Annotated in this window: 28 protein-coding genes; 11 read left to right on the forward strand and 17 right to left on the reverse strand. The window is 51.3% G+C overall.

Annotated features, from left to right (window positions below; genetic code table 11):
* Window positions 1-19 precede the first annotated feature (19 nt).
* Together H9X81_RS10120 and H9X81_RS10125 are read right to left on the reverse strand one after the other, a co-directional pair.
* Window positions 20-1,024: a sensor histidine kinase gene (locus tag H9X81_RS10120; protein ID WP_204721679.1), complete on the reverse strand. Its 1,005-nt coding sequence runs from the start codon at window positions 1,022-1,024 to the stop codon at window positions 20-22.
* Window positions 1,017-1,703, reverse strand: a complete 687-nt coding sequence (locus H9X81_RS10125; RefSeq protein ID WP_204721681.1) for a response regulator — start codon at window positions 1,701-1,703, stop codon at window positions 1,017-1,019. The genes H9X81_RS10120 and H9X81_RS10125 overlap by 8 nt, the downstream gene beginning before the upstream one ends.
* Window positions 1,704-2,012: 309 nt before the next feature.
* Between H9X81_RS10125 and H9X81_RS10130 the strand changes: the two genes are divergently transcribed.
* From H9X81_RS10130 to H9X81_RS10175, 10 genes are all read left to right on the forward strand, one after another.
* A complete protein-coding gene (locus tag H9X81_RS10130; protein WP_345941544.1) occupies window positions 2,013-2,222 on the forward strand; it encodes a FeoA family protein in 210 nt (69 codons plus the stop codon).
* A 12-nt stretch (window positions 2,223-2,234) separates the two neighbouring features.
* Complete coding sequence (locus H9X81_RS10135) at window positions 2,235-2,456, forward strand: FeoA family protein (protein WP_177502791.1); 222 nt, start codon at window positions 2,235-2,237, stop codon at window positions 2,454-2,456.
* A 77-nt stretch (window positions 2,457-2,533) separates the two neighbouring features.
* Entirely contained in the window at window positions 2,534-4,681 is a 2,148-nt protein-coding gene (gene feoB / locus H9X81_RS10140; RefSeq protein ID WP_204721686.1) for a ferrous iron transport protein B, read from the forward strand.
* 49 nt (window positions 4,682-4,730) lie between these two features.
* Window positions 4,731-4,892 (forward strand): FeoB-associated Cys-rich membrane protein, encoded by a 162-nt coding sequence (locus H9X81_RS10145; RefSeq protein ID WP_191392571.1) that lies wholly within the window; start codon window positions 4,731-4,733, stop codon window positions 4,890-4,892.
* Window positions 4,893-4,926: 34 nt separating this feature from the next.
* Window positions 4,927-5,295: a metal-dependent transcriptional regulator gene (locus H9X81_RS10150; protein WP_177502287.1), complete on the forward strand. Its 369-nt coding sequence runs from the start codon at window positions 4,927-4,929 to the stop codon at window positions 5,293-5,295.
* A gap of 94 nt (window positions 5,296-5,389) precedes the next feature.
* A complete protein-coding gene (locus H9X81_RS10155) occupies window positions 5,390-5,818 on the forward strand; it encodes a GNAT family N-acetyltransferase (protein WP_204721688.1) in 429 nt (142 codons plus the stop codon).
* 41 nt (window positions 5,819-5,859) lie between these two features.
* Entirely contained in the window at window positions 5,860-6,564 is a 705-nt protein-coding gene (locus H9X81_RS10160) for an N-acetylmuramoyl-L-alanine amidase (RefSeq protein ID WP_204721690.1), read from the forward strand.
* Between the two features lie 35 nt (window positions 6,565-6,599).
* Window positions 6,600-7,988, forward strand: coding sequence for a DNA repair protein RadA (radA, locus tag H9X81_RS10165; RefSeq protein WP_204721692.1), 1,389 nt, complete (start codon window positions 6,600-6,602; stop codon window positions 7,986-7,988).
* A 63-nt stretch (window positions 7,989-8,051) separates the two neighbouring features.
* On the forward strand, window positions 8,052-9,056 hold the full coding sequence (locus H9X81_RS10170; protein ID WP_204721694.1) for an efflux RND transporter periplasmic adaptor subunit: 1,005 nt from the start codon (window positions 8,052-8,054) through the stop codon (window positions 9,054-9,056).
* The gene (locus H9X81_RS10175) at window positions 9,046-10,239 is read left to right on the forward strand and encodes an ABC transporter permease (protein ID WP_204721696.1); all 1,194 of its coding nucleotides are present in this window, start codon (window positions 9,046-9,048) and stop codon (window positions 10,237-10,239) included. The genes H9X81_RS10170 and H9X81_RS10175 overlap by 11 nt, the downstream gene beginning before the upstream one ends.
* Before the next feature lie 271 nt (window positions 10,240-10,510).
* On the opposite strand, the gene H9X81_RS10180 is transcribed toward H9X81_RS10175, so the two are convergent.
* From H9X81_RS10180 to H9X81_RS10190, 3 genes are all read right to left on the reverse strand, one after another.
* The gene (locus H9X81_RS10180) at window positions 10,511-10,762 is read right to left on the reverse strand and encodes a hypothetical protein (protein ID WP_204721698.1); all 252 of its coding nucleotides are present in this window, start codon (window positions 10,760-10,762) and stop codon (window positions 10,511-10,513) included.
* A 650-nt stretch (window positions 10,763-11,412) separates the two neighbouring features.
* Entirely contained in the window at window positions 11,413-11,856 is a 444-nt protein-coding gene (locus H9X81_RS10185) for a hypothetical protein (protein ID WP_204721701.1), read from the reverse strand.
* A gap of 15 nt (window positions 11,857-11,871) precedes the next feature.
* Window positions 11,872-12,822: a ParM/StbA family protein gene (locus tag H9X81_RS10190; RefSeq protein ID WP_204721703.1), complete on the reverse strand. Its 951-nt coding sequence runs from the start codon at window positions 12,820-12,822 to the stop codon at window positions 11,872-11,874.
* Window positions 12,823-13,072: 250 nt separating this feature from the next.
* On the opposite strand from H9X81_RS10190, the gene H9X81_RS10195 reads away from it, so the two are divergent.
* On the forward strand, window positions 13,073-13,879 hold the full coding sequence (locus H9X81_RS10195; RefSeq protein WP_204721705.1) for a helix-turn-helix domain-containing protein: 807 nt from the start codon (window positions 13,073-13,075) through the stop codon (window positions 13,877-13,879).
* Between the two features lie 48 nt (window positions 13,880-13,927).
* Here the strand turns inward: H9X81_RS10195 and H9X81_RS10200 are convergent, their stop codons facing one another.
* From H9X81_RS10200 to H9X81_RS10255, 12 genes are all read right to left on the reverse strand, one after another.
* Window positions 13,928-15,202, reverse strand: a complete 1,275-nt coding sequence (locus H9X81_RS10200) for a hypothetical protein (RefSeq protein ID WP_204721707.1) — start codon at window positions 15,200-15,202, stop codon at window positions 13,928-13,930.
* Between the two features lie 31 nt (window positions 15,203-15,233).
* Window positions 15,234-16,664 (reverse strand): LPD16 domain-containing protein, encoded by a 1,431-nt coding sequence (locus H9X81_RS10205; RefSeq protein WP_204721709.1) that lies wholly within the window; start codon window positions 16,662-16,664, stop codon window positions 15,234-15,236.
* A 13-nt stretch (window positions 16,665-16,677) separates the two neighbouring features.
* Complete coding sequence (locus H9X81_RS10210) at window positions 16,678-16,908, reverse strand: hypothetical protein (RefSeq protein ID WP_204721711.1); 231 nt, start codon at window positions 16,906-16,908, stop codon at window positions 16,678-16,680.
* Window positions 16,909-16,947: 39 nt separating this feature from the next.
* Window positions 16,948-17,760 (reverse strand): PD-(D/E)XK nuclease family transposase, encoded by an 813-nt coding sequence (locus H9X81_RS10215; RefSeq protein WP_204721713.1) that lies wholly within the window; start codon window positions 17,758-17,760, stop codon window positions 16,948-16,950.
* A 131-nt stretch (window positions 17,761-17,891) separates the two neighbouring features.
* Window positions 17,892-18,062: a hypothetical protein gene (locus H9X81_RS10220; RefSeq protein ID WP_204721715.1), complete on the reverse strand. Its 171-nt coding sequence runs from the start codon at window positions 18,060-18,062 to the stop codon at window positions 17,892-17,894.
* A 31-nt stretch (window positions 18,063-18,093) separates the two neighbouring features.
* Window positions 18,094-22,827, reverse strand: coding sequence for a DEAD/DEAH box helicase family protein (locus tag H9X81_RS10225; RefSeq protein ID WP_204721717.1), 4,734 nt, complete (start codon window positions 22,825-22,827; stop codon window positions 18,094-18,096).
* Between the two features lie 283 nt (window positions 22,828-23,110).
* The gene (locus H9X81_RS10230; RefSeq protein ID WP_204721719.1) at window positions 23,111-23,362 is read right to left on the reverse strand and encodes a hypothetical protein; all 252 of its coding nucleotides are present in this window, start codon (window positions 23,360-23,362) and stop codon (window positions 23,111-23,113) included.
* 38 nt (window positions 23,363-23,400) lie between these two features.
* The gene (locus tag H9X81_RS10235) at window positions 23,401-23,964 is read right to left on the reverse strand and encodes a hypothetical protein (RefSeq protein WP_204721721.1); all 564 of its coding nucleotides are present in this window, start codon (window positions 23,962-23,964) and stop codon (window positions 23,401-23,403) included.
* Complete coding sequence (locus H9X81_RS10240; RefSeq protein WP_204721723.1) at window positions 23,961-24,755, reverse strand: hypothetical protein; 795 nt, start codon at window positions 24,753-24,755, stop codon at window positions 23,961-23,963. Before H9X81_RS10240 ends, H9X81_RS10235 begins: the two co-directional genes overlap by 4 nt.
* A 120-nt stretch (window positions 24,756-24,875) precedes the next feature.
* Window positions 24,876-25,220: a hypothetical protein gene (locus H9X81_RS10245; protein ID WP_204721725.1), complete on the reverse strand. Its 345-nt coding sequence runs from the start codon at window positions 25,218-25,220 to the stop codon at window positions 24,876-24,878.
* A 56-nt stretch (window positions 25,221-25,276) separates the two neighbouring features.
* Complete coding sequence (locus tag H9X81_RS10250) at window positions 25,277-26,113, reverse strand: hypothetical protein (protein WP_204721727.1); 837 nt, start codon at window positions 26,111-26,113, stop codon at window positions 25,277-25,279.
* The gene (locus H9X81_RS10255) at window positions 26,085-26,369 is read right to left on the reverse strand and encodes a hypothetical protein (RefSeq protein ID WP_204721729.1); all 285 of its coding nucleotides are present in this window, start codon (window positions 26,367-26,369) and stop codon (window positions 26,085-26,087) included. Before H9X81_RS10255 ends, H9X81_RS10250 begins: the two co-directional genes overlap by 29 nt.
* Window positions 26,370-26,382: the final 13 nt, after the last annotated feature.

A 26,382-nucleotide genomic window follows, 5' to 3' on the forward strand; every position in this document is an offset into this window, starting at 1 on the left:
TACACTTTTGAAAGGTTGGTCAGAAAATCTCCAGTTCATTCCGGGAGAAGTCCAGATATACGCTGGTTCCGACTCCGGGAGTGGACTCGATGCGCATCCGGTGCCCCAGCATCTCCAGGGTTTCCCGGCAGAGAGCCAGTCCGATGCCGGTGGAGCGGGTGCCGGAATGACCGTTCTGTCCGGTGTATCCCCAATCGGTCACCCGGGGAAGATCCTCCGGCTGGATTCCGATGCCGCTGTCCTGGATCACCAGTTCCGGACGGGAGGGGTCTGAAAGCCGGATGGTCACACCGCCCTGCCGGGTGTATTTGGCGGCGTTGCTCAGGATCTGTTCCAGAGCAAACTGCAGCCATTTTTCATCGGTGAGCACCGAAACGCTGATATTCTCGATCTCCAGCGACAGGTTCCGGGCGATGAAGAGCGGAGCCAGGGATTTGACTGTATTGCGGACCACCTGGTCCAGCGGACAGGAGGTGAGCAGCAGGTCATTTTCGGTGGATTTCAGCCTCTGGTACTGGAGTGCCATCTCCACATACTGTTCGGTTTTCAGCAGCTCGTTTTCACAGGCGGTACGGTCGATGGGCTCTTCCTGGATCAGCAGACGCAGGGCAGCCAGCGGTGTTTTTACCTGATGGGACCAGCGTGTATAATAGCTGTCGGAGCGGCGCAGGGCAGATTCCGATTCGGTTTCAGCCCGGGTGCTGCGTTCTGCCGTCCGCCGGAGAATATTCTGGTAGAGCTGCTCCATGGCGTCATGGGCCGGCGGGAGAGTTCCCAGCTGGACATCCGCGCCGTTCCAGACCACCCTAAGATACTGCATCCGCCGCCGGAACTGATGGCAGCCGATACCCAGAAACAGCAGAGCCATGGAGGAGATGAACAGGATCATATACCCGATGGCCTGGATGGGGATATGATAGAGGGAGGCAATGAGCGCAATGGAAAAGCAGCTTGCCAGATGCAGAAAGATGCTCCCTCTGACCCGGTACAGATATTGCAGCGTCAGTTTCAGCCAGTCAGTCATGTTCCTTCTCCTCAATCAGATACCCCAGGCCCTTCCGGGTCCGGATAAAGTCCCGCAGTCCCGCTTCCTCGAGCTTTTTGCGGATACGGGCAATGTTGACCGTCAGGGTGTTGTCATCGATGAAACTCTCATCATTCCACAGGGCCCGGATCAGCTCTTCCCGGGATACAGGGGAGTTTTTGTGCTCAAACAGAATCCGCAGGATCAGGAACTCGTTCTTGGACAGGGACAGCTTTTCACCGCCATACAGCAGCGCGGCCTCCTGCAGATCCAGCACCGCACCGCCGGCGTGGAGCTGGCTGGAAGTTGCCGGCAGATCGTACGCCCGCCGCAGCACAGCGCCGATTTTGGCGGTGGCAAGTTCCATGCCGAAGGGCTTGGCGATGAAATCATCAGCGCCCATGCTCAGGGCCATCACCTGGTTCATCTCGTCCGCGGCGGAGGAGAGGAATACAATGGGCACCCGGCTGATCTTCCGGATCTCGGCGCACCAGTAATAGCCGCTGAAATAGGGAAGGGTGATGTCCATCAGCACCAGATCCGGCTGTGCTTTTTCAAATTCCTGCATGACATGGTCAAACTCCTGCACATAGGTCGCCTTGTAGTTCCAGCGGGTCAGCTGGCGGGCCAGTGAGGAGGCAATGACCGGGTCATCCTCCACAATCAGGATTTTATACACAATCTCACTCCAGTCTGTGTTTTGGTTTTCTGTTCTAACAATACCGCACGATCCGCACCTCCGTCAATGAAAAATCGCAAATCTCAGCCAGGGCAAAAATGGCAATGGGAAGATTTGCTAAAATTTTAGCCAAAGTTACGGATAAATTTGTGCTGTATCTAAAAGTTAGTCATAACAAACAAAAAGGTTTAATAAATCATTGACAAAGTCGGGCGGGAGGATTATACTCTTAACCAAGATGGTTAGTTAAAGCTAACACATTGCAAGCATTGAAGTTGACAAAGCCGTTTGACAGAGGAGGAAATTATGATGCCGCTGAGTATGCTGTCGGTTGGTTCGACCGATACCATTAAAAAGATCACCGGAAAAGACGAAGTCCGCCGGTTTCTGTCCAGCCTGGGTCTGGTGGAGGGCGAGTGTGTGACAGTTGTTTCGGAGATCCATGGAAATCTGATCCTCGGAGTCAAGGATTCAAGAATTGCTCTTGATCGCAGCCTTGCCAACCGGATCATGGTGTAGGAGGAGTATGGTATGAAGACACTCAAGGATATTGCCCCGGGCAAAAGTGCCACAGTGGTTCGTCTGCATGGAGAAGGTGCGGTCAAGCGCCGGATCATGGATATGGGCATCACCAAAGGCGTAAATGTTTCGGTGCGCAAGGTAGCCCCGCTGGGCGATCCCATTGAACTGACAGTGCGTGGTTATGAGCTGTCCATCCGCAAGGAGGACGCTTCCGCCATTGAGGTGGAATAAAACCAGGCCATAAAGTTAGTCTATGCTAACATTAGTTACAGCGCTTTCCGATGGAAAGCTTGAGGAGGAGAAGGGATATGTCAATCAAAATTGCCCTCGCAGGCAACCCCAACAGTGGTAAGACCACATTGTTCAATGCGCTGACTGGTTCCAATCAGTTTGTAGGAAACTGGCCGGGCGTTACAGTGGAGAAGAAGGAAGGCAAGCTCAAAGGCCACAACGATGTGGTAATCACCGACCTGCCGGGTATCTATTCGCTTTCGCCCTATTCGCTGGAGGAAGTTGTGGCCCGGAACTATCTGATCCAGGAGCGTCCGGATGCGATTCTCAACATCGTAGACGGCACCAACCTGGAGCGGAATCTCTACCTGACCACCCAGCTGCTGGAGCTTTCGATTCCCACCGTCATTGCGGTCAATATGGCGGATATTCTGGCAAAGACCGGTGAGAAGATCAACACCGAAGAGCTGTCCCGCCGTCTGGGCTGTGATGTGGTGGAGATTTCGGCTATGAAGGGCACCGGCGTCAAGGAAGTGGCCGCTAAGGCTGTGGCTGCCGCCCGTTCCGGTGCCGCGCCCCGGTCGGAACATCACTTTGCCGCCGATGTGGAGGAGGCGCTGGCTTCCATCGAAGAGCGCCTGACCGGCGTTGTGCCGCCTGAGCGCAGCCGTTTCTTTGCGGTGAAGCTGTTTGAGCGGGACGAAAAGATTGCGGAGTCGGTGCAGGGTATCCCGGATGTGGGGGACATCATCGAGCGGGTTGAAACAGCCCATGACGATGATGCGGAGAGCATCATCACCAATGAGCGCTACAACTACATCTCGTCCATTATCCAGGGCTGTTATCTGAAGAAGGCAGCCCGCACCATGACCACTTCGGACAAGATCGACCGCTGGGTTACCAACCGGTTCCTGGCGCTGCCCATTTTTGCGGCGATCATCACCCTGGTGTACTTCATTTCGGTCACCACCGTGGGTGATGTAGTCACCAGCTGGACCAACGATGTTCTGTTCGGCGAGATCATTCCGCCGATGGTGGAGAACTTCCTGGTGAGTGTCGGCTGTGCCGAGTGGCTCCAGAGCCTGATCCTGGACGGTATTGTTGCCGGTGTGGGCGCAGTCCTGGGCTTTGTGCCCCAGATGCTGGTGCTGTTCTTCTTCCTGGCCTTCCTGGAGTCCTGCGGCTATATGGCCCGGATCGCCTTTATCCTGGACCGGATATTCCGTCGGTTCGGCCTGTCGGGTAAGTCCTTTATTCCCATGCTCATCGGCACCGGCTGCGGCGTTCCCGGCATCATGGCCTCCCGTACCATCGAGAACGACCGTGACCGCAAGATGACCATCATGACTACCACCTTCATTCCCTGCGGCGCCAAGCTGCCCATTATTGCCCTGGTTGCCGGCGCCTTCTTCGGGAATGCCTGGTGGGTCGGCCCCAGCGCCTACTTCGTAGGAATCGCCGCCATTGTATGCTCGGGCATTATTCTCAAGAAAACCCGCCTGTTTGCCGGCGATCCCGCTCCCTTCGTAATGGAGCTTCCGGCCTATCACATGCCCACTCTGTCCAATGTACTGCGCAGTATGTGGGAGCGTGGCTGGTCCTTCATCAAGAAGGCCGGTACTGTGATCCTGCTGTCCACCATCGTGATCTGGTTCACTTCGACCTATGGCATCGTAGATGGCTCCTTCACCGCTGTGGAGGATCTCAACCAGAGCTTCATGGCTGTAATCGGTCAGAGCTTTGCCTGGATCTTTGCACCCCTTGGATTCGGCGACTGGAAGGCAGCTGTGGCTTCGATCAATGGCCTGGTTGCGAAGGAAAACCTTGTTTCCACCTTCGGTGTCCTGTTCGGCTTTGCGGAAGTGGCAGAGGACGGCGCTGAGTACTGGGATCTGCTCCGATCCAGCATGTCGCTGGCAGCCGGTTATTCCTTCCTGGTATTCAACCTGCTCTGCGCACCCTGCTTCGCAGCCATCGGCGCCATCAAGCGTGAGATGAACAACACCCGCTGGACCCTGATTGCGGTAGGCTACCAGACCGTCTTTGCCTATGCGGTTTCGCTGTGTATCTATCAGTTCGGCACCCTGCTCACCGGCGGCGGCTTCGGAATCGGCACCATCGCAGCTGTGGCTGTGGCTGCCGGCTTCCTGTGGCTCCTGACCCGCCCGGACCCCCAGAAGAAAAAGGCTGCCAAGGTCACTGGCAGTCCGGTTGCAGCTGACTGATCCCATAAACCCCATCACCGGAACGTTTCAATAAAGGAGGAACGATACTATGTCTACATGGATCATTGGAGGCCTGGTTGCTCTGGCAGCAGTTCTGGCTGCCCGCAGCATCTATAAGGATAAAAAGGCAGGAAAGTGCAGCTGCGGATGCAGCACTGGATGCAGCGGCTGCTGCGGAACCTGTCACAGTAATCATCAGCCCAATGCCTGAGCAGGACCTGCCGCACGAAAGGAGAGGATAGCATATGACCCCACAGCTGAGTGCGACCCAGATCCGGTATCTGTTTGCCATCCGGGAGCTGGAGAAGCAAGGCGTAGTCCGACAGGGGCATATAGCGCAGAAACTGGGCGTATCTGATCCGAGTGCGCATAAGATGCTCCTCCAGCTGGAACGGTTGGAACTGATCGCCAAAAAGCGTTACTCCTCGGTGTTTGTCACCGAGAAGGGACGGGAGGCGATGGAACGGTATTACAGCAGCTATACCCGCATCCGGAAATTCTTCGCAGATGACCTCCGGCTTTCGGACTGCAACTGTGATAAGGTGACCTTTGCGATTCTGGGCGGACTGGATGAACAGGGCGCAGATGAATTCTGCGAACGGATCGTAAGCTGAAAGAATGAGCGCAGACCTGTGTAAAACGGGTCTGTGCTTTTTTTTCGCCGGGATCTGTGGTACAATAAAGTGCGTGAAAAGGAGGTATCCCGCTATGATCCGTTTGGCGGAGCGGCAGGACCTCGACCGGATCATGGAGATCTGGCTGGAGGGCAACCTGCAGGCACATGACTTTGTGGACCCGGACTACTGGATTGGTTGTTTTCAGGAAGTACGGGAAGCCATCGCCCAGGCTGATGTGTGGGTCTGGGACGAAAACGACCGGGTGGAGGCCTTTGCTGGTATGGTGGAGCATTACCTTGCAGGGCTGTTTGTATCCGGTGCGCAGCGTGGAAAGGGAATCGGCGGTCTGCTCCTGGAACATATCAAAGAGCAGCGTTTCCCTCTGACACTGCATGTCTATTCCCGGAATGCCGGCGCAGTGCAGTTCTATGAGCGGCATGGGTTCGGAACCGTTTCGGAGTATATTGATCCGGAAACCGGTCAGCCGGAACGGGAGATGATTTTCCCTCCCCGGTCATAACCCCAGAAATAAGGGCATAGAGTAGCTGTGGGTGATACAATGTGAAAACACGCAGCTTTTATGTCAATTCCATGATCCTCCTGACGGTGCTGATGATCCTGTTGGGGTCATTCTACAAGCTGGAGGAGGCGATCCCCACATCACTGTCCCGGCTGAGCCGTCCGACCATTATCCTGGATGCCGGTCACGGCGGGGAAGACGGCGGCGCAGTTGGAGTGGATGGGATCATCGAAAAAGATATCAACCTCTCCATTGCGCAGAATCTCCGGGATCTGCTGGTGATGAACGGTTACACGGTGGTAATGACCCGGGACAGTGACACCGCCATCTATGACCCTGGCATGGAGACTCTGCGGGAAAAGAAGGTTTCAGACCTGGAAAACCGTCTGGAGCTGATGAAGGAATATCCGGGTTCCATCTTTATCAGCATTCATCAGAATCAGTTCGGTTCGCCCATCTATTCGGGAACCCAGGTCTTTTACAGTCCCAATTCCCAGACCTCCCAGGAGCTGGCGCAGATCATCCAGGAACATGCCAAAGCAGACCTGGATGAGGAGAACAACCGCACCATCAAGGAAGTGGGCGATGAGATCTATCTGCTCTGGAATGCGTCGACAACGGCTGTCATGGTGGAATGCGGGTTCCTTTCCAACCCGGACGAGGCCCACAAACTGGTGGATGCAGACTACCAGAAGCGGGTGGCCTTTATGATCTTTGATTCTTTGAATGAATATCTGGGCGGATAAATCCCCGGAAGTGCAACAATACAGGAGTGTAAAACATGGCAAAATCAAAAACAGCATATGTATGCCAGAACTGCGGTTATGAGTCAGCAAAGTGGTACGGCAAGTGTCCGGAATGCGGTCAGTGGAACACCATGGAGGAGCAGCTCAAGTCCCCGGCTCCCATGGGCGGAAAAGCCGCTCAGGCAGCCCCGGTGGTAACCAATCTGGAGGTCAGCACCATCGATGCCATCTCCTCGGCGGAGGAGAACCGGTTCCATACCGACCTTTCCGAGCTGGATCGGGTTCTGGGCGGCGGCATTGTCAAGGGGTCTGTGATCATGCTCAGCGGTGAGCCGGGAATCGGTAAATCCACCCTGCTGCTGCAGATCTGCAAATTCCTCTGCCAGGGACTGCGAGTACTGTACATCTCCGGAGAGGAGAGTGCCCGGCAGATCAAGCTCCGGGCTATGCGCCTGGGAGTGGAAAGCCCCAATCTCTTCCTGGCTACCACCACCGACATCGACCATGTGGTTGCCGCCATTGACAAGGTGCATCCGGATATTGCCATCATCGACTCCATCCAGACCATGAGTCTTTCGGATCTTCAGTCCTCGCCGGGCAGCGTGACCCAGGTGCGGGAGTGTACCCAGCGGCTCATCTATACAGCCAAATCCGCGGACATTCCCATTTTTATTGTGGGACATGTAAACAAGGACGGCGCCATTGCCGGACCGAAGGTACTGGAACACATGGTGGACTGTGTCCTCTATTTTGAGGGCGAACGGCACCTGGCATACCGGATTCTGCGGGCAGTGAAGAACCGTTATGGCTCCACCAATGAGATCGGCGTCTTTGAGATGACCGACCGTGGCCTGACCGAGGTGGCAAATCCCTCCATGATGATGCTCTCCGGACGACCGGTGAATGTATCGGGTACCTGCGTGACCTGTCTGATGGAAGGCAGCCGCCCGATTCTGGCGGAGGTTCAGGCTCTGGTGACCAAAACCGCCTTTGGAAATCCCCGGCGTACAGCAACCGGATTTGATTTCAACCGGATGGCTCTGCTCCTGGCAGTACTGGAGAAACGGTGCGGATATTTCTTTGGTTCTCTGGATGCCTATATCAATGTGGTGGGCGGCCTGCGGCTGGACGAACCGGCTTCGGATCTCTCGGTGGCACTGGCACTGGTATCCAATCTCACCGACCGCCTGATCCCGGACGATCTGATCGCCATTGGGGAGATCGGCCTTGCCGGAGAAGTGCGGGCAGTCAATCATATCCAGAACCGGGTATCAGAGGCCTATCGGCTGGGATTTGTGTGCTGCATGGTTCCCAGGCACAACCTCTCCCAGCTCAATACTGAGCAGATGCCTGATCTGGAAGTAATCCCTGTTTCCAGCATCAATGAAGCCTGCAAAATCATTGGCAGAAATAAAACTGAATAAGACGATTATAAAATCCTCCCGGGTGGTTCAAACTAAAGCAGATGAACACCTGGGGGAATTTTTATGCATCGAATCTTGGTTCTGACTGCCGGCGGACTGTTGGCAGTGGGAGCAGCTTTGCTTCCGACCGCTTATTATCAGAATATACCCACAGCCCGGTATGTGACCGCTTCCACGCAGCCGGGAACAGAGTCGGTGAGCTGCAGCGGGCAGATCCTGGCCTTTGACCGGGCAGAGACTTACATCACTTCGCCAGTGGTGACCGGAGATGTCCTGGTGGAGGTGGGGGATCAGGTTGCGGCGGGGCAGGTGCTTTGCACAGTGGATCTGCCCGCCACTGGTCTGCTGATGACTTCACCGGAACTGACATCGGATTTTCTTAAAAGCTACCTGGAAAACCCGGAGACCTCCTCGCTGGAAAGTCTGCTGTCCGCTTCCAGCCTCGGGGAGCAGAGCGTGCAGCTGGCAGCCGCGCCGGAGTATGCCAGTGCTATCAATGGGACTGTTACAGCTGTGAATCTTCAGTCGGACAGTCTGTACAATTCCTCGCAGGCTGCCATTGTGGTGGAGGATCTCTCGGAACTGCGGGCAGAACTGTATGTGCCGCAGGCGGGTGTAGCGGGAATTGAGCCGGGGGATAAGGTACTCATTCAGGGGGCCGGGATCACCGGAGAGATCAGCGGGGAAGTGGTTTCCATCAATCCGTCTGCCATGCAGTCGCTGCAGAATGGCGCATTGCAGGTGCTGGTTCCGGTGCAGGTCCGGCTGACTTCCGATTCCAAGGGAGCCCGGCCTGGTTATGCTGTCACTGCGCAGATTCTTTCCCGTTCCAGTACCGATGGACTCTTCATACCCTATCAGGCTGTCTGTCAGGACGAGGAGAATCAGGAGTATGTCTGGCTGCTGTCCAATACCGGTGCGGCGGTCAGACAGCCCGTCACCACGGGGGAGGAAACCGCGGAAATGACCCAGATCCTCTCTGGGATTACCGCTGAGGACATTGTTCTGATCGGGGAAAACCTGCAATCGGGTCAGCCGGTGCGATTGGAGGGATATTATGAGGGCTGAGTGGCTGCTGTATGGAATGCGGAGCCTGATCCGCCGACGCCGGCGGCTGTATCCCACTCTGTTATCCATTTCCATTGGCATGATGCTGGTGGTGATTGTCAGCACCGTCGGTGAGATCGGGTCTGGGCTGGTGGAGGAGGAGATTCAGAGCCTTGGGGTGGGTTCAGTGACCATCACCGCCAATAAAACAGTGGCGGATATCCCTCTCACAGAAGAGAAGCTCAATACGCTGCGGGAACAGCCGACGGTGGAGTCAGCCTCGCCCATTGTGATGGCCTATACACAGATCGAACTCAAGGGAATCGTGGAGCAGTGCGCGGTCTGGGGAATCGACAGCGGCAGTACCCAGATTGTGGAGCTGGATCTGCTGCATGGGCGCCTGCTGGAGCCGGGCGATCTGAGTGAGAAACGGTCTGTCTGTGTTATCGACCGCAGTCTGGCGGAAAAGATCTACCAGCGCACCAACATTGTGGGGAAGAAGATCCAGATCATGCTGAACGGCTCCTATCAGGAGTTTGAGATCGTGGGAGTGGCAGAGAGTGGGGGAAGCCTGGTACAGACCATGCTGGACAGTTATGCGCCGGGCTTTGTCTATATACCCTATAATGTGCTGCAGGAGAACAGCGGAAAGTCCGGCTATGACCGTATCGCGGTGACCCTATCTGACCCGGAGGCGGCAGACCAGGAAGGGGAGAAGCTGGCAGATGCACTGGCCCGCCAGTATGGGGAGCAGGCAGACAGCTACACAGTGGAAAATATGTTCGCTCAGAAGCAGAAGATGGAGAATATCGCCGAGATTGTAAAATTGTCGCTGGTGGCGATTTCTGCCGTATCGCTGATGGTATCCGGGCTTGGTGTAATGACTGTCATGTCAGCGAGTGTGACCGAACGTACTCATGAGATTGGAATCAAAAAGGCAGTAGGAGCCAAAAATGCGGCGATCCTGGGAGAATTTATTGCGGAGGGCTGTCTGCTGAGCTTCTATGGCGCGATCCTCGGGCTGCTGGCCGGACAGGGCATTACCTGGATTGCGTGTCAGCTGCTCAGCCTTGAATTCCAGACCGACCCGACTTTGCTGACAGCCGGTGCTGTGATGACTGTGCTGCTGGGAACTGTGTTCAGCGCAAAGCCGGCACTCCGGGCGGCACAGCTCGATCCGGTCAAGGCTTTGGCTTCTGAATAGGTTTCGTTTTACTGAATCGCCCTGCGGCGGTTCGTACATATCTGCTGCAGGTTTGCATCTGTGGACTGGTTTGACAGAATTGCTGTGTCGATACCACAGAGCATGCTTCGGAAGAGGGAAAGTTCCTGAGTTATATCCTTGGGCAAAAATCGTATCAGTAATTTCGCTAAATTAAAATTTAGCGAAATCCGGGTAAGAAGAAAAAGACCATACAAACATAGAATTTGTCTAAATCATATATTGAGTTCAGTATTCACGCCACAGTACACGATTACCAATCACATTCTTTTGTCTGTACATCAGTGAGCATCCATGTAGCAGCATCTACTTTTGCGGTTGATCCGTCATTCATGGTTAAGTAGTAGGCAAGCACTTGGCTTCCATCTTCGGCAATATTTCTACTGACCCATACAGATTCCACATCATGGAAGTGTAAACGCCAATCTTCACCCTTTGCTATTAAGGAATTATTAAATGCCGGAACACCGTTGTCCTTATGGTTCCTCAAAAATTGCAAGAACATAAATTAAACCTCATTTTCTATCTGACGCTTACAATTCGGCGAGTATCCAGCTAAAGTTGTTAACCTGCCGCTCCAGGAAACCATGCACAGAAATAGGTTTCACCAACATGCAAGTATGAACTGCCAGAGCTTGTGCTTTACAATCTCTACAAGTTCCTGCCGGAAATAACTCTGGCAGGAACAAATACAGACTGCAAAATCGAAGTCTGTGATAAGTTCATAGATCTGGTAGAATGTGTTGGGCAGCAGCCTTTGCCAAAGCATCATGGCTCCAGAGTGCCGACATTTGCGAACACCCCAGATTCCGCCCCCCTTCCGAACGGCGCACCAACTCCGGGTGCAAGTATCATTGTCCCCCGTGCTGTCATTGCGCACACACAGCTGGCTTGCTGTGCTTCCTTGCTAAGTACTCAGTAGGGTATAATAATACCACTACCGGCTCGCTTACAGGAAAACCTCCCGCACACGGGTTAAAAGACCGACCAACACTATTTGATTATCAAAGTTCTGTAACAAAATTGTAAACGCATTATGGTATTAAATGCAAGTGATTTTTGCGCTTTTTGTCAGTATATACAATAAATAGCAAAAGCAGACAGGAAAAACTAACAATTTGTTAGTATTCTGTCTGCTTTTTATACGAATATTGGCTATTTTTCAAAACAATTAAAATATCCGTTGAACAGTTGTTTGTACTTTTCGCACTCGGCATCTGAATCATCTGCTACACAGTCAGTAACGATTTCTGGCTCTTCAAACTCTCCGAAACCATCTGGGGTGTTTTCAAGCTCCTCGCCTTCTGACATGGAGAGGAAAGACTCTTGAGGATTGTTGGGGGTGCCTGTCTGGATGTGTACTTCCATGTTGGAATCCATGGTCACGGTGATCTGGTGGCGATTACCACTTCCATAACGGATCACTGAGCCGTTAGGACTTCCCATCACATAGTTATAGATAGCACAAACCACGAATGAACTTGCAGCTCTTCTCGGTAAGGATTCCAAAATTTTATACGCAAGATCGTGCTTCTTATCTTCTCCCTCGGGCTTAAAGCCGAGATTCTTTTTTCGCCTCTCACTGGCTGGTGCGGACATACTTCTCACACTCCTTTACTTCCGCCGGGCTTTTAGGGCCATGTGGGCAAAGACCTCATACCCCTTGGCATTGGCACACACATCATCAACGATCTGAAATGCGCCAGTGTACTTTCCGGCCAGCTCCTGGATCGGTTCCTTGAGCAAGGCCGATCCACCGCCGCAGAACACGACATAGCTGGATCTCCAATCCTCTCCAGTTTCCCGGAACCCATCGAAGATCTCCTGCATGTGGCTGCGTGCAGCATAACGCACAACCTGCTTCTGCTCCTCGCTGAAGAAAGGCTGCTTGCCCAGAAGGATCTCATCGACCTGGCTTTCGGAAATTTTGCGGCCAAATCGGTTTTGCAGCTGGATAAAGATTTTTCCATAGAGGAAGATCACTCCCATATCCAGAGACGGCATAAGCGGATCAGGCGTTCCGTTCTCAATATGGATGGTATCGACTGTACCGCCACCAATATCAACAACTCGCAGACTTGAGTACTCAAGGATATTCTGCGGCAAGGTGAACAGCACGGAATATGCCTGCGGGCAGACAATCAGATCTTTAACTTTGACCTGATAGCTTACGCCGCCGGCTTGGAAGCGGTACAATCCGCCATTCTGCCGGAAATACTCCCGATAATGGTTCACTACCTCCTGATCTGCCATGTGCCCAGGGGGCAGGCCAACTGCCAGGGTGATCTCTGAGTTTGGACTCAGGTTTCGGTTTCGCAGCTCTTTAGCCAGCGCAATCATAGCAAGGTACAGATGGGCCTGGGAGCCACTCTTGTCACGCTCGTATGCAATGCGCTTATTGCTCACAAGGTAGTGTTCACCGTTCACCAGGAGGTATTCCTGTGGGTCTGCCGGCGCCACTACGGGCGTTCCGGTCAGCTTTTGGAGACCCGCCGGCGTGATGCTGCTTGCTGTTTTAATCAGTTTGTTCCCTATATCGCAACCGATGATGATAGAATTTTCCATTCCTATCTCCTCCTTCCATGATTATAATATCCACCAAGCGGTCCACACACAACCTGTTTTAGTCAAGATAAAATCGTCCCTATTTTCTAAGATTTTTCCAGCAATTCAAAGAAAGTTTCTGATGTGTTACTCTGAAGTTTCGAGTTAAATGTTGTTTTTTACCATATCATTTCGGAGTGCCGTTCTTGCAGAGTTCCAGAAAAGTCGATAAAATGAATGCGTAAAAAACATTGGAGGTGGAAAAGCAGTAATGGAAAGCATAAATTTTGCAATGCTCAAAGCGACCCGTGAGATGAAAGGCCTTACACAACGACAGCTTGCTGATCTGTCAGGAGTTTCCTCTAAACTTATTTCGGCTTTAGAAAATGGAAGCTACACAAGCAATCCTGGTGCTGATACCCTGCGGCGCATTGGTGAGGTGCTGCGTCCTGAAGAACCTGATTTTTTGCTCAAAAGCAACATCAGAAATATATCCGCACTTTTGAAGATGCTGGAAGATGATAAAAGTGTAGATCCACTACTCATCCGTTTAATGAAGGATTTGGAAGATATGTCCAAAACAAATGCGGTTGGCTATGTTTTGGCGGGCTGGAGTGGGTATGCTGGGAGAATGCGGATTTTGGAACTCCGTCAAAAAGGCTTGAGCTCCCTGGTCGATGCTATCGCAGAGATAGTCCAAACAGCAGAATTTGCAGCAAAGCCGAGCCATGAAGCAATGTGGAGAGATTTGATAATTAGTATCGAGGGACTCGTTGCCAAATTCCGGAGAAATGACAGTTTTGAAGGAATATCAGTATTCGAGGAGTCTCTGTACAGGCTCCGCCAGAGTAGAATTTCCAATGATCCCCGCTCTCGCCATGAGGCGCTGAGAGCTGCATTTTTCGCCGTCTATGATAAATGGGCTGAATGTTCAAGGGCAGAGCAGGTCGACAATATTCTGGCAGACATAGTATGTCTGCAGAGCTGGAAGGATACACTTGACAACCGTGAGACAGTGGGAATGTATCTTTTTGAATTTGCAAAAATAAAGGCAAAATACGAAAAGGAAGCAAAGTAAAAAAGAAAAAGCCGTATCAGAAGATACGGCTTTTTTGGTATGTGTGCTTTAGTCTGTCTCTGCTTCACAGGGAAGGCAGTTATCATGTGCTTCAAGATAGAGGGCCAGAAGGTGGTCGTCTATACCCTTACCTTTGTACCGTTCTTCAGGGAAAGAAATGTACATAGGTAATGGCTTCCCATCCTCATACTGGGGACGCAGTTTCTTCCTCATCTTGAGGATCACTTCCCGCAGAAGCTGTTCCAGATGATCCCGATCTCGACTGACATACGGGTTGGTGAATTTATCAAAGTCATAGATCTCAACGACCTTTTCTACTGGATATTGCTCCAGATATGATTCCAAAATCCCACGGATTTTCCCATAGTTAGTAGTACCAACTACACAGAAAAGTGCAAGATCATCCCGACCAGTCAAGCGTTGATAAAGGGAGCGTGAGACATAGCCTTTGATGGGGCCTTCTGTAATACAGATTATCCTCGGCGGTTCCTCTCCCCTTTCAATATGAACTTCACCAGTAGCGCTGATGCCATCCGTCAAAGTATCGATACCGCTTGAAAAGAAGAGGTATTTAGTTTTTTCGGTAGTGGCTTTGTTGAGCCGAATCTGCATTGATACTATCAGCCCATCTTTATTCCGTATCGGAACGAAATATCCTGGATTAGGACAGAAAATGCTCCACTGCAATTTTCCGTTCTCTCCCGCTACTTTGAAAAAGCCAGGGACATTTTCCAGGTTGATTCCTTGCTCCACCAGTTTTTGCGCAATGACGGTGCGTCCGAACATTGGTACAGATCGGAACATAATCCGCTCTATATCAGTGTCAGTCAACCCACGCTGATGCAGAGCTTCTCTGTGCGGTGCAGACAGACGCAGCTGTTTCAGCAAAGCTGTATAAGCAGCATTTCGCTGTTCAGCGCTTGCTATGGCTTTTTGGGGTGCCGCCGTGTCTGCTGCTTGCTTGGCGGTAATGACTTTTGCCCGAAATGTGGGGTCTTTACGCTGGATGTGCAAAATCCGTGCGAGTTCTTTAAGCCCCTGTTCCCTATCCTCTTCGGATGGGCGGTAGTAATCAGATTCGCTTTTACTTCTTACTGAAACAAGGTGTGGGTTTTGGAAGAGCAGGTACAAATCCAGCTTATCCCCGCCGGCGCCGCATTTTGCGCATCGGCAAACTCCACCGTGTCCTTTGGAAACATTGACATTCAGTTTTTTCTTTCCCCCACAAATGGGGCAATCGAAATTGCCTTGAGATGAATGAATTTTGGAGAGATCCAGCCCGACAAGACTCATCACATCATAAATCGAAAATTCGTCGAACACCTTTCTCCCTCCTTAACTTGGAAATTTTCGACTACATAGTATGGTTCAGTACGAGAGCAGCTGCATAGGACGGCACATTAGAGCCGAGGTAGAAAACCTTGCAGCTTTTCAGCGCTTGCTTACTTTTTTCTTCGCCCAGGATTTCAAATACCTCCCTGTATGTTTTCCCAGTCAGCGGACCGGTTTTAGTGGGATAGATCTGATCCAGTGCTTCTTCGGGGTTTTCACTCAGATACTTGATTGCCCAATACAAATCCGAATTTCTCATTTTAGTAGGCTTATCTGCGTTTATGAACATAGCTTCGGGGTCCTGGTTTGCGCTGCCAAAATAGGTTTCGTCCAGGACAGGAGTATCCGTCAGCGATTTCTGGGCTTCCGAGATCCAATTCCAGACCTTCTGCGCAGCATTTTCAGTAAACGAGCCTGTATCAGTAGCGGGATGGGAATCCTGCTGCTCAGTCTTTACCGGCTGCTGTGATGTCTCACGCAGAATGTCGACCAGAGAAAGCGGTGCCTTGGCAATGGCAGGGCTGTCGATGTTCAACATCTCACAGATATTCTTGGCTACATCGCTGCACTTAACATCGGAAGCATCAACGCTGAGAATCCCACCGTCTACAACCTCATGGGATTGCATTTCATAAAGGGTATAATCCCATTCATAGTTGTCCGGGCCGGATTCGGCACGCTTGGCAACATGGAGATAGTGCTTACCATTCACGGTAAACAGGGCTTCCGATGCATTCTGGGTGCTGTCTCCAAAGGAGAGCTGCTCTTTGGTGGTCGAGGTATCAGGCTGTTCTTCGGCTGCTTGATTCACCTTGTCTGCCTTACGGGTGCGACGGGTACGCTGCGGTTTCTCATCGTTCATGTCAATTTCAGAAATATCCACAACATTGGAAGGGGCATTCGCATCGACCCTCATCTTACCTTTAGGCGACTCCGGTGTGCAGACCTCCTGCTCTGCTCCATTAGGCTGTCCAATAGCGGGATTGGATTCAGAAGAGGCGATGGGCGCCGGGGAAATGATCTGGCTGTCTGCATCCTGACTCAGTGTATCAAGATCCAGCTGGCAGCCGTAGCCGGCGAAATCCAGCGCTCTGGAAATGGCCTTGCTTTCGGCAAACTCGATCAGCCGGTAGTTCGACGCATCCTGAGAGTCAATCTGGATGTTGGCCGTAGCATGGGCGCATGAGATTTCAACTCCCTCAATGAGGACCCGTGCTTTCAGAACAGCCTGCGTTTCGCTCATCGAGACGATCTCGGTCAGAACCGATCCCTTGTTTCCGTTCTGCAATCTGAACCACGAGAGCTGAGACCGCACCGGGAAGAATTTCCGGACCGGTTCGCCCTCTTCCCGAGGTGTTGACTCCTTTGTCAGCCTCGAAAGGTCCATGCCGGTGTAGTTGATTTTCTGCAGCTCCTCACAGCCGCCACGGTAAATAGAGTTTGTGCTTTCCATAATTTTTTCTCCTTTAACAAAAATTTTTTCTATGTAAAAAGGCGCCTGCCGCAAGCGGCAGCCACCTTGAATTTTCGTATAACAAAAAAGGCACGATCGGCCCAAAGGGCGCAATCGTGCCTAATTCTTTGTATCCTTCCGGCAGCTGGATCAGCTGCCGCACTTTGCTGCCTCCATGCAGGAAATCAGCGGTCATTTCTTCTGTGATGGTGGTATTGTATCCCTTTTTACTGCATACTGTCAAGAGAAAAAAAGAAAAGCCACCGAAAGGTGGCTTTCCCTTTTACATCTGACTCATCAGTTCTCTGATTTTGGGGCGTGATCCCTCTGCAATTTTCATAGCATCGCATGCCTGCTCAAAGCTGAGATGCAGGCTCTCCATGATGTTTTTTACACCTTCAGCTCTGCCTTTAGCTTCGCCCTCGGCTCTGCCCTTAGCTTCACCTTCAGCCCAGATCTCTTCTGAAATTCTGCACATACTCCTTACCCCTTTCTCATCATTCTTATAATACCATACCTGCTCCGCCAGCAGCGGATAGTTCATCTCTTCTGGGTCGGTACAGAAAAAGTCATGCATCAGATCCCCGATGCTATCCTCTCCACGGTACTGACCATTCACATAGATGATGTGTTCGTTATCATCAAATAATTCGCCCGTTTCCTGGATTACCCGTTCAATATGGTACATAGGAAACTTTTCTCCGAAATAGTCATTCTCCGTGATGAAAATAACATAGCTTTCTGCCAAATCCTCATATCTTTCTTTTTGTTTCGAGATGTATGAATCCAGCAGGCTGCTGTTATATCTCGCCCTTTTGGGGGCCGCTCCCGGATCTGCACGCTGAACCTCTATATCGTAATAGATCCCCGCAGTATCAGCTGCAAGTATATCCAGTACAACCGAGCGTCCATGAAGGTTTTTTAATTCCTTTTGAGATTCTACCTTCAGAACCTTCAGGTCATGATTCTGTAAAATGCAGCGAATCAGCAGCTCTGTGCACTGCGGATTCATAAATACTACCCGCATAAAGGTGTCGTCTATCAGACGGTATCTGCGAATCCATTCCAATTCCTTGGAATTTTCTGCTAAAGGCATATTTCCTATCTCCTTTACTATTTTATCTGTTTTTGTTTTGTTCGTCAATGCGCCGGCTCTCAGACTCCTTGCTTTCAGAAATATCTATATAAAAAGGCGCCTGCCGCAAGAGGCAGCCACCTTGGATTTTCTTATATAACAAAAAAAGGCATGACCGGCCCAGAGGGCGCAATCATGCCTAATTCTTTGTATCCTTCCGGCAGCTGGATCAGCTGCCGCACTTTGCTGCCTCCATGCAGGAGATCAGCGGTCATTTCTTCTGTGATGGTGGTATTGTATCCCTTTTTACTGCATACTGTCAAGTCTGGGATTACCACATTTTCTGCTTGAAACTCAGGCGGTGAGAGTTGCGTTCAGCTCCTCGTACTCAGCGATGAGCCGGTCAAGCTCTTCCTGTTTCTCAAACTTGGAATTTGAGATCAGATCCTGCGATGCATTCAGAGCCAGCTGGTCTGCACGCAGCTTCTCCTTGTACTCTTGCAGCTCATAATCCATCTGGTCGAATGTGTTGGCGGCAAAGTTCAAAGCGCCTTTTGCATTGAGGATCTGTGCGTTTCTTGAAAGAGCATGAGATGTGTGGCCGTTCAGGGCAACACTGAACGAAGCTCTGCTGAAGAAACTGTCAGCGGACTGGCTGGGAGTTGCAATGATCTCCAACCCGTTCAGCTTTCCCAGACTATCGCCATACTTCACCCTCTTCGCAATGATCTCCTGCAGCGCCTTGGCGGCCTTTTCTTTCTGAACAAGGTCGAGCAGATCATATTTCTGCCCGGCAAGCTCATAGAGATAGCTGCCACGGTATGCCCAGGTATCAGCGATGTCCTGTTCGATTGACGGGATTCGCTCCTCATATTGCTTGATTCGGTCCGGAATCGTTCTGAAAGCATTGGCGGTGACCTTTCTGATCTTGTCATCGTACCGGTGTTTCAGCGCCTGGAGCCGTGCGATCTCAGCTTCCAGCTTCGCACGCTGGAGAAACCGAGGATCTCCGGAAGAGATCGCCTTGATTTCCGAGTAGCTCAGAGCCTTGGCATCGACATCCTCCACGGTGCGGCGATCCAGGTCTCCACGCAGGATTTGCGCAATCATCTTCGCCTTGCGCTCTACGCACTGCCACATATAGGCGTCAAAGGAGCCCTCTGTGACATAGGTGAAAATGAAGGCAGTCTTATTCAGATTGCCCGGGCGCTTGATTCTGCCGAGCCGCTGTTCCACATCTTTGGGGGTCCAGGGCGTATCCAGCTCATGAAGGGCGATCAGGTGGCGCTGAACATCCAGCCCCTGCCCTACCGTTCCGGTAGAACCGATCAGGACACGGATCTGCCCGGCCTGCATCTTTGACTGCATGGTCTTGAACTGCGTTGCGGTCTTGTAGTCATGTGCAATCGCAATTTCATTTTCCGGGATTCCCATGTAGATGAGCAACTTCTTGAGTTCTGTGTAGACGGAAAACTCCTTATTCTGGTTCGGCACAGAAATATCACTGAAGATGATCTGCGTACTCCGGACATCGTTGTACTTGAAGTACAGCTCTGCGACCTTACGGGCACATTCGGACACTTTGCTGTGCGGGAAGTTCTGGGACAAAGGATCAATGATCCGCATATCCAAGGCTGCCTTCCGCCCGTCATTTGTGACGGAAAGCATATTGTCATTGGCCTGGATCGTGCCTTTTGTGCGAATCTCCCGTGCCCGTGTTACCAACAGGTCCATATAATTGCGCTGATCCTCACTCATAGGGCACGATACCGTTTCCTCGACGATATTGGGCGTCTCCATGTCGACGGCAGAAGAGGTCACGGTATCCATGAACTGAAGTACCATGTGCATCAACTCAGGGACATTCTGGAAGCTACTGACCCGCATGACCTGACGGAAACCCTTTCCGTTCTTGTCCAAGCCTTCCGGCGGCAGTTCCCATTCTGCTGTGACAACGGCGAAATTCTTGACCCAGTCTCGGAGGTTGTAGATGCCCTTACTGAACAAAAGGTCCTCCTGGAAGAATCTCTGTGCCGAAAACAGCTCCACGATGCTATTGACAATCGCTGTACCAGTAGCGAATACATATCCGCCTTTCCCGCCGTGCAGGCTGGAAAGGTACTTCGTCTTGTAATAGAGATCGGTCGCCTTATGGCTGCTGGAGCTGCTGATGCCCTGGACCGAGCTGCCTGACGGTGCTCTCAGGTTTTTGAACCCGTGAGATTCATCGACGAACAGGTAGTCAACCCCAAGATCCTCGAAGTTAAAATCCGCAGATTCGTTCGCCTCATAGCTTCGATAGAGATCATCCTGCAAGCTCTTTTCCAGTTTCGTCACCGGAGTTTCCTGGCAATGATTCTTTGCCTGGAAATTGTGCTCGATCGTTTCCCGGACAGTGTGGATAGGCGCCGGGATCGTGTCAAACGAGGAGGAACCCATGATGATGGCATCGTAATCGCCGATTGCTACCCGGGTCAGGAAACGCTTCCGGCGCTCCTTTCTCATGTCAGAAGGATCTGCAATCAGTACCTTCTTTGTAGGGTACAGGCGCATCATCTCACCACCCCACTGGGTCAGAAGGTTGTTCGGAACCAGGTAAAGCGGTTTTCTGATCCGCCCCAGCCGTTCAAGCTCCATACCAGCTGCAATCATGGTAAAGGTCTTGCCGCTGCCCACAGCATGATTGAGAAAAGCCCCGTTTTCCTGAATGATCCGGAATACGGCATTTTTTTGATGAGGGCGCAGCTCAATGTTCATGGACATTCCCGGGAAAGTCAGATGACTACCATCATAGGTCGGGACCACATAATCATTGAAGCTGCTGTTGTAGCTTTCTACGATCTCCCTTTCACGATCCGGGTCACTGAAGATCCATTCTGTGAACTTTTCAGCAATCAGATTGGCCTTTTCCTGTGCAGCTATCGTCTTTTCTGTGTTGGTGACGAACCGAGTTTTATCGCCTCCAGTATTCACCTTGTCATATACTGTAATACTCCGTTGGTTCAGCAACCGATCAAACAGCGCCAAGGCGCCCATTTCGGGGATACCATAAGTTGAGTAGATTACCACATTAGCTGGGGAGATGTAATGATTGCAAGCGAGGTGCCTTTTTCCATCGTTTTGATACTCAATACTGAAGAGCTCGTCAGTGTAAGGGTGACTTATCTGGCTCCCAAGAAGGTAATCGGCAAAATCGACGATGAATTTATCATCAACAAAGCTCGATGCCAGGGTGACATAAATGTCCTTTGATGGGATCGGATCGGGCAGCACTTGTTTCAGCGCTTCCACATTGATCTCAAATTCTGCTGAGTTTTCAGCCGCCTCCTGAGCCTCCCTGTACTTTTTCAAAACAGGTCCACTCAGGTATGCGGTGCGCAGAATCCATTCATCATCGGCCCCTTCGGAGTGAGGATTACGGAAAATCATGCTGCCTTCCAGCTCGCCCTGGACTTCTTCCACCGTTTTCTGGCAAAGCTGAGCGATAAAGGCAAGGTCGATCTTTCCGAGCCGGTCTATGCAAACAGCACAACCTTCCTGCAGGGTGTCGCAGGTAGAGACAAGTTTGTGAATGCACAGCGTCCTCTGCGTGAAGATCTCCGTTTTCTCGATTTTGCCATCCTCATCCTGGCGTTCCAGAGCGGCCAGGACAGATGCTCCAATGTCCTCCCGGAACAGCCGGAAATTGGCCCGGCTTGTCACGGGACCATACACTTTTACGAAACTATCATAAAGGCGGTTCAGCTTCTCTTGGGCCACCTCAATGTAGTCATCGTCCAGGTCACTCATTTCAGCTTTCAGGAGGCGCTCTGTCTGCTGCCGAATGGCTATCATACCTTTGACACGCTCCAAGGCCCGGCCTGTCAGCTTCTGCCGGATCATGCGGCTGTCGACTCGCTGATAGACTTCCCCATTTACCAGGACAAGTTCAAAATTGCGGACATTGGGATTGGCCGGAATGTATTCTGCATCCTCCGTTTCAGCATCGCTTTCTACCTCGTGGTAGATCCCTTCGATGCCCCATCCCAGGATCTGTGTTTCGATGTTTTCCTGGACTTCCATTTCCGGAAGCGACGGGTCGATCTTCTCAGTGTTACTCTTCCAGCTGTATGTTGGCCATGAGGATTTCCGGCTGTCCGATCTTTTCTGAAACAGGAACAGAAACCGAGAGGCACTTCTGATTCGGAATTTCAATCCACCCAGAAAATCCAGATGTGCCATGTTGGAAAGAGCGACCATATTGGCTCCTCTATCGAAAAAGGCGCTTCTGGCAGCGTTTTCATCCATCGTCATAAGGAGTACTCCCCCTGGTCTGAGCGCACGGTCCATTTTCAGAACCAACGCTGTTGTACCAGGTACCGGCACAGCATTCTGTCCAATCTCCAGTTCAGCAAAACTGGTTCTGCAGGGGATCTCTGCGATGATGGCATCATAGTAGCTGCTCTGCAGCGGATCGCTTTCAGAGAGAACAGGAACGGTCGGGTACAGAAATGACTCAATGTCCTTGAGGATCGGATCATCCGTTGACAGGTCGATCCGGCTCGATTCCCGCATCGTCTTATCCATCGCACGCAGAACGGCACCGACACCAGCTTCCCGAAGGAGGATATTGCCTTTCTCAAAGCCAATTCTCCCCAGGATACGGAAGATCGTCTCTACGATTACAGGGTCCTGGATATAGGGATATGGGAGCATACTGTTCGAGATGCTCAGTCCGTCCTCCGGGAAAGCATTCACGATCTGATCCTGTGGGCGGTACATCATGTCCACCAGATAGGTTCCGGTGTACCGGGCCAGCGTTTCACATTCACTTTCGGTAGCATACCGGTTATCCTTAACCAGGTCATGCAGTACTTTGAGGGCATCGATCGTCTGATCGAGACGCACGCTCATCAGTTCTTCCCAGGGCATAGCCGGTATGTCATACTCAACAGGTACCCCGTTCCGGACAGCGCAGTGAGTCGGTTCGGACATGTCTGCGGGCTGCAGCTCCTGATCCCAAATCACATCACATTGCACTGGTGAAGAGTCCATTTCTTCCTCAAACATATCTTCCCAGTCCAGAACATCGATTTTTTCTTTCATCATAATGCTTCTCCTTTTCTGAAGATTTTTGTGTTTTCTATGTAAAAAGGCACCCGCTGCAAGCAGCTGGCGCCTTGAATTTTCGTATAACAAAAAAGGCATGACCGGCCCGGAGGGCGCAATCATGCCTAATTCTTTGTATCCTTCCGGCAGCCTGGATCAGCTGCCGCACTTTGCCTTTCTCACGAAGAGATCAGCGGTCATTTCTTCTGTGATGGTGGTATTGTATCCCTTTTCACTGCATACTGTCAAGTGCCCAGGGCGCAGCTCTATTCTCCTTTCGTTTTCAAATGAACCGCTCACACTTTGTCCAAGCCCCGCTATTGTCAGGCGACAGCTTCAATTCCTCCCGAACGCTCTGGGGCAGCTGATGCAGATTGGCGTCTGTGTCATTCAGGTACAGCCAGCGCCAGTGCGCCAGGACAAATCGATCACACAAAAACAGGGTATCCTTCTTCGGCTGGAAGTTCTCAGCCTTCCGCTCTTCCTCTTCCAGGTCCAGTGAATTGTTCAGAATTACGATGTTAGCCAATTCCATAATGTCCTCCTTGTTGTTTTGGGGTGCATCGATGGGTGTTATTCCCAGATCCCCCGTTCGTTCTCCAGAGCGGATTTGATGCCCAGGAGTTTGATCCCGTCTTTTTCTCCAAAGATGTCGTACGGCAGGATTAACGCTTCAATGAACAGTCCATTTTTGATAGCCAGCATTGGAGACTTTGATCCCTGACGGATATAATAATCGCATTCGTTATCGATTGGAGCGAGATAGGCGCAGTTGATGGGAAGGATGCTGCCGCCGGTGTAGGAGCGGAACAGCCGGATCTCCCGATGGTCCATAACCAGGCTGATGGTCGCCCACATGGCTTTCTGATCTTCCTGCACCGGAAAGTCCTTCATCCAGTCAGAGATCACCCGATCCTCATCCTGAAATTTGATGGACGAAAAAGCACTGTTTTCCACTCCTGCTACCTGAGCCAGCATCTGCGAGGTGAATCCGCTGTTCCCGATCTGATAGGCCGCCGGCCCAAGCATGATCCACTGATTGGTTACAGTCCGTTCAGGGCGATCGGAAGAGACGATGTTGATGACATGAAATTTTTTTGCATTTTTACAAAGCGCAACAACCTTTTTCAGATTCACCTTTTCTCTTCCCCCTCTATTTTTTCCAAAGACAGAGTTCGGGTGTTTGTGTAACCCTGGTTCTCCAAAATGGTAGTCATATCCTGCATCGCATTCTGAAGATAAGTATTGTTGGTGAACTTATCCTGGATAGCAGTGCATTCGGACAGCTTTTGCTGTTCCATAGCCATAATTGCTTGCCGCTTATCAATCTCCTCCTGGATACTGCGCAGAAAACTGTCAGTATGATCGCACGCCCGAGAAGCATCTTCCTTTGTGTACCACTTCAGCCCAACAAGGTATCGCTTTAGTGACGCTCGCTTAGCCAAAGAGGTTCGTCGTAGCGGGATCTCGCCTCCACAGATCATACGGATCCGCTTTTCCAAAGTGCGGACCTCATTGACTGACTCCTCTGCTGCCATCAGTGCTCCCTTTGCGTCCCGGACACGGTATTTCATGCCATTGGCAACCTGCTCAAATGTTGATTCATACTGGCGTGATTTCAGATTTAGATGAAGCAGTTCAAAGTGGGGATCACGGTAGCTGATCCGAAGCGGCGCCTTTGGGTATTCCGGATTATACTCTACTACGCAGTTTGCCAGGGCAGGAAGTTTGGAAAGCTGGAAGGCAATCAAGTCATAGAGATCCCGTTCACTATACCCATAAAGCGTAAGAATAGCCTGGAGCAGGTTTGGCTTGTATGGATCAAAGAACTCGCCCAGGATGCGTGCTGGATCTTCTATAACTGCGCATAAGCGATCAAGCTCGGCATAGATCTGTTCGATCTGCTGATCAAAAGAATTTTTGTCCATAGTAAAAACCTCCTCAATAGTCATTGTAGTGCTGGGACCAAGAATTGAATATCTAAAAAAACCGCTTTTGCTTGTGCGGAAAAGAAAAAAGCCCGGGTAAACCAGGCTCTTTTCTTTTTCTCACAGATATTCCCGATTGAGGTTGGCAATGCTGTCACGCAGGGTATCGATGGTTTCTTCATCCAGCGTGACTTCATTGGAAGCATGAGCCAGGCCGGAGGAGATCATATCCCGGATATTCAGTACAGCCTTAACAGCACTGTCAGAAGAGATGCTCTTTACTACCGCTTCGGCCTGAGTCGAAGAGGAGATCGAGTTCTCGATCTGTGCGAGGAAACGCTGAAGATCTGCGGCATTCCTCTTGCGCAGTTCCTGCGCTTTCTTGCGCTGCTCCTCGGAAGCAGCAGGATTTTTCTCAATCAGAAAGATGTTCTTTTCAGTACAGAAAGCATTGTTCAGTGTCATGACTTTTCCCTTCCTATTCTCATATTTCAGTGTATGCCTGGTAAAACACCAGAGGATTATTTTTCGAGCGACAACTGGTATACTTGCTCAGCATTCTGCATAGCGACCTCGTAGCACGGATACAGTTCCGGGCTGCTTTCGCTGCACAGCTTTGCTGTCATCTGATACTCAGCGGTGTACTTCCAGATTACTTTCCAGAAATCCAGATTTGGCAGCTCGCTGCCGTTTTTCGTTTTCCATCCCCTGTTTGCATAGACACGCAGATAGCCCTTTTGGAACATCTCCACGATTGTGGAGTCAGATGTGCAGATGCAGATCGTTGTGTTCTTCCCGAGCTTCTTTCCCTTTTGGATCACATCCCGGATTGACCGGAGAAAGACCCTCTGCAAATTCGTTGCCTTTCCGCCACCGGACACTCTTGCTTCTTCCTTTCCCGTTGATCCATTGACAAGAATGGCACAATAGCCAACGCAGGCTCCATTCTCCCGGGCCTGGGCAGTGGCAGAAATGATCTTCCATGTCCCGGCTTCCGGCAAAGCCCCTTTAACTGGCTGATTGTCTTGTGTAGAAGGGCTTTGCTGGTTTTTCTGAGAGGTGCTTGTATTCTCGTGGATCAAGGAAGGCAGATTGTCCCACTCCTTGAGTTTTTGCTCACTGAGCTTAACCCATTGGAGCTGCAGGCGCAGGGCATTATCCAGTTCCTTTTTCGTCGCTTCAGCAGAGTGGTACAACTCCTCGAAGGAAAAACCGAAGAAGTAGTATTGCCCTGCACGGCAGATCGGTTTTGACAGCTCGTCTGTCCGGATAAACTGCACCGGGACATAGGCTGCCTGGAATTTGTAACCATCGCCTTTTAGCTCATAGTCATAGATCTTGCGTACTGAAACTTCCAAGTACCCCAATGACAGGCAGTAAAGCGGTTTTTTCTGTTTCGTAGGTCATTTCTCCTTTCTGTTCCGCAGGCCAGGATTCAAGGATTTTTACCGGCTTCTGCGGCCGGTGCATCTTCTTGATCTCGATCTGCGGTATTGTTCTGTATTCCCGCATAGGAATCACTCCTTTATGTAAAAAGGCACCCGCTGCAAGCAGCTGGCGCCTTGGATTTTCGTATAACAAAAAAGGCATGATCGGCCCAAAGGGCGCAATCATGCCTAATTCTTTG

The organism is Hydrogenoanaerobacterium saccharovorans, assembly GCF_016901815.1.
In the GTDB taxonomy this organism is placed as follows: Bacteria; Bacillota; Clostridia; order Oscillospirales; family Ruminococcaceae; genus Avimicrobium; species Avimicrobium caecorum.

Excerpts from the sequence above, each read along its gene's own strand:
- H9X81_RS10120 (WP_204721679.1), bottom strand. The coding sequence starts at position 1,024 with ATGACTGACTGGCTGAAACTGACGCTGCAATATCTGTACCGGGTCAGA.
- H9X81_RS10130 (WP_345941544.1), top strand. The coding sequence starts at position 2,013 with ATGCCGCTGAGTATGCTGTCGGTTGGTTCGACCGATACCATTAAAAAG.
- H9X81_RS10135 (WP_177502791.1), top strand. The coding sequence starts at position 2,235 with ATGAAGACACTCAAGGATATTGCCCCGGGCAAAAGTGCCACAGTGGTT.
- feoB (WP_204721686.1), top strand. The coding sequence starts at position 2,534 with ATGTCAATCAAAATTGCCCTCGCAGGCAACCCCAACAGTGGTAAGACC.
- H9X81_RS10145 (WP_191392571.1), top strand. The coding sequence starts at position 4,731 with ATGTCTACATGGATCATTGGAGGCCTGGTTGCTCTGGCAGCAGTTCTG.
- H9X81_RS10150 (WP_177502287.1), top strand. The coding sequence starts at position 4,927 with ATGACCCCACAGCTGAGTGCGACCCAGATCCGGTATCTGTTTGCCATC.
- H9X81_RS10155 (WP_204721688.1), top strand. The coding sequence starts at position 5,390 with ATGATCCGTTTGGCGGAGCGGCAGGACCTCGACCGGATCATGGAGATC.
- radA (WP_204721692.1), top strand. The coding sequence starts at position 6,600 with ATGGCAAAATCAAAAACAGCATATGTATGCCAGAACTGCGGTTATGAG.
- H9X81_RS10170 (WP_204721694.1), top strand. The coding sequence starts at position 8,052 with ATGCATCGAATCTTGGTTCTGACTGCCGGCGGACTGTTGGCAGTGGGA.
- H9X81_RS10175 (WP_204721696.1), top strand. The coding sequence starts at position 9,046 with ATGAGGGCTGAGTGGCTGCTGTATGGAATGCGGAGCCTGATCCGCCGA.
- H9X81_RS10180 (WP_204721698.1), bottom strand. The coding sequence starts at position 10,762 with ATGTTCTTGCAATTTTTGAGGAACCATAAGGACAACGGTGTTCCGGCA.
- H9X81_RS10185 (WP_204721701.1), bottom strand. The coding sequence starts at position 11,856 with ATGTCCGCACCAGCCAGTGAGAGGCGAAAAAAGAATCTCGGCTTTAAG.
- H9X81_RS10190 (WP_204721703.1), bottom strand. The coding sequence starts at position 12,822 with ATGGAAAATTCTATCATCATCGGTTGCGATATAGGGAACAAACTGATT.
- H9X81_RS10195 (WP_204721705.1), top strand. The coding sequence starts at position 13,073 with ATGGAAAGCATAAATTTTGCAATGCTCAAAGCGACCCGTGAGATGAAA.
- H9X81_RS10205 (WP_204721709.1), bottom strand. The coding sequence starts at position 16,664 with ATGGAAAGCACAAACTCTATTTACCGTGGCGGCTGTGAGGAGCTGCAG.
- H9X81_RS10215 (WP_204721713.1), bottom strand. The coding sequence starts at position 17,760 with ATGCCTTTAGCAGAAAATTCCAAGGAATTGGAATGGATTCGCAGATAC.
- H9X81_RS10225 (WP_204721717.1), bottom strand. The coding sequence starts at position 22,827 with ATGATGAAAGAAAAAATCGATGTTCTGGACTGGGAAGATATGTTTGAG.
- H9X81_RS10230 (WP_204721719.1), bottom strand. The coding sequence starts at position 23,362 with ATGGAATTGGCTAACATCGTAATTCTGAACAATTCACTGGACCTGGAA.
- H9X81_RS10240 (WP_204721723.1), bottom strand. The coding sequence starts at position 24,755 with ATGGACAAAAATTCTTTTGATCAGCAGATCGAACAGATCTATGCCGAG.
- H9X81_RS10245 (WP_204721725.1), bottom strand. The coding sequence starts at position 25,220 with ATGACACTGAACAATGCTTTCTGTACTGAAAAGAACATCTTTCTGATT.
- H9X81_RS10255 (WP_204721729.1), bottom strand. The coding sequence starts at position 26,369 with ATGATTGCGCCCTTTGGGCCGATCATGCCTTTTTTGTTATACGAAAAT.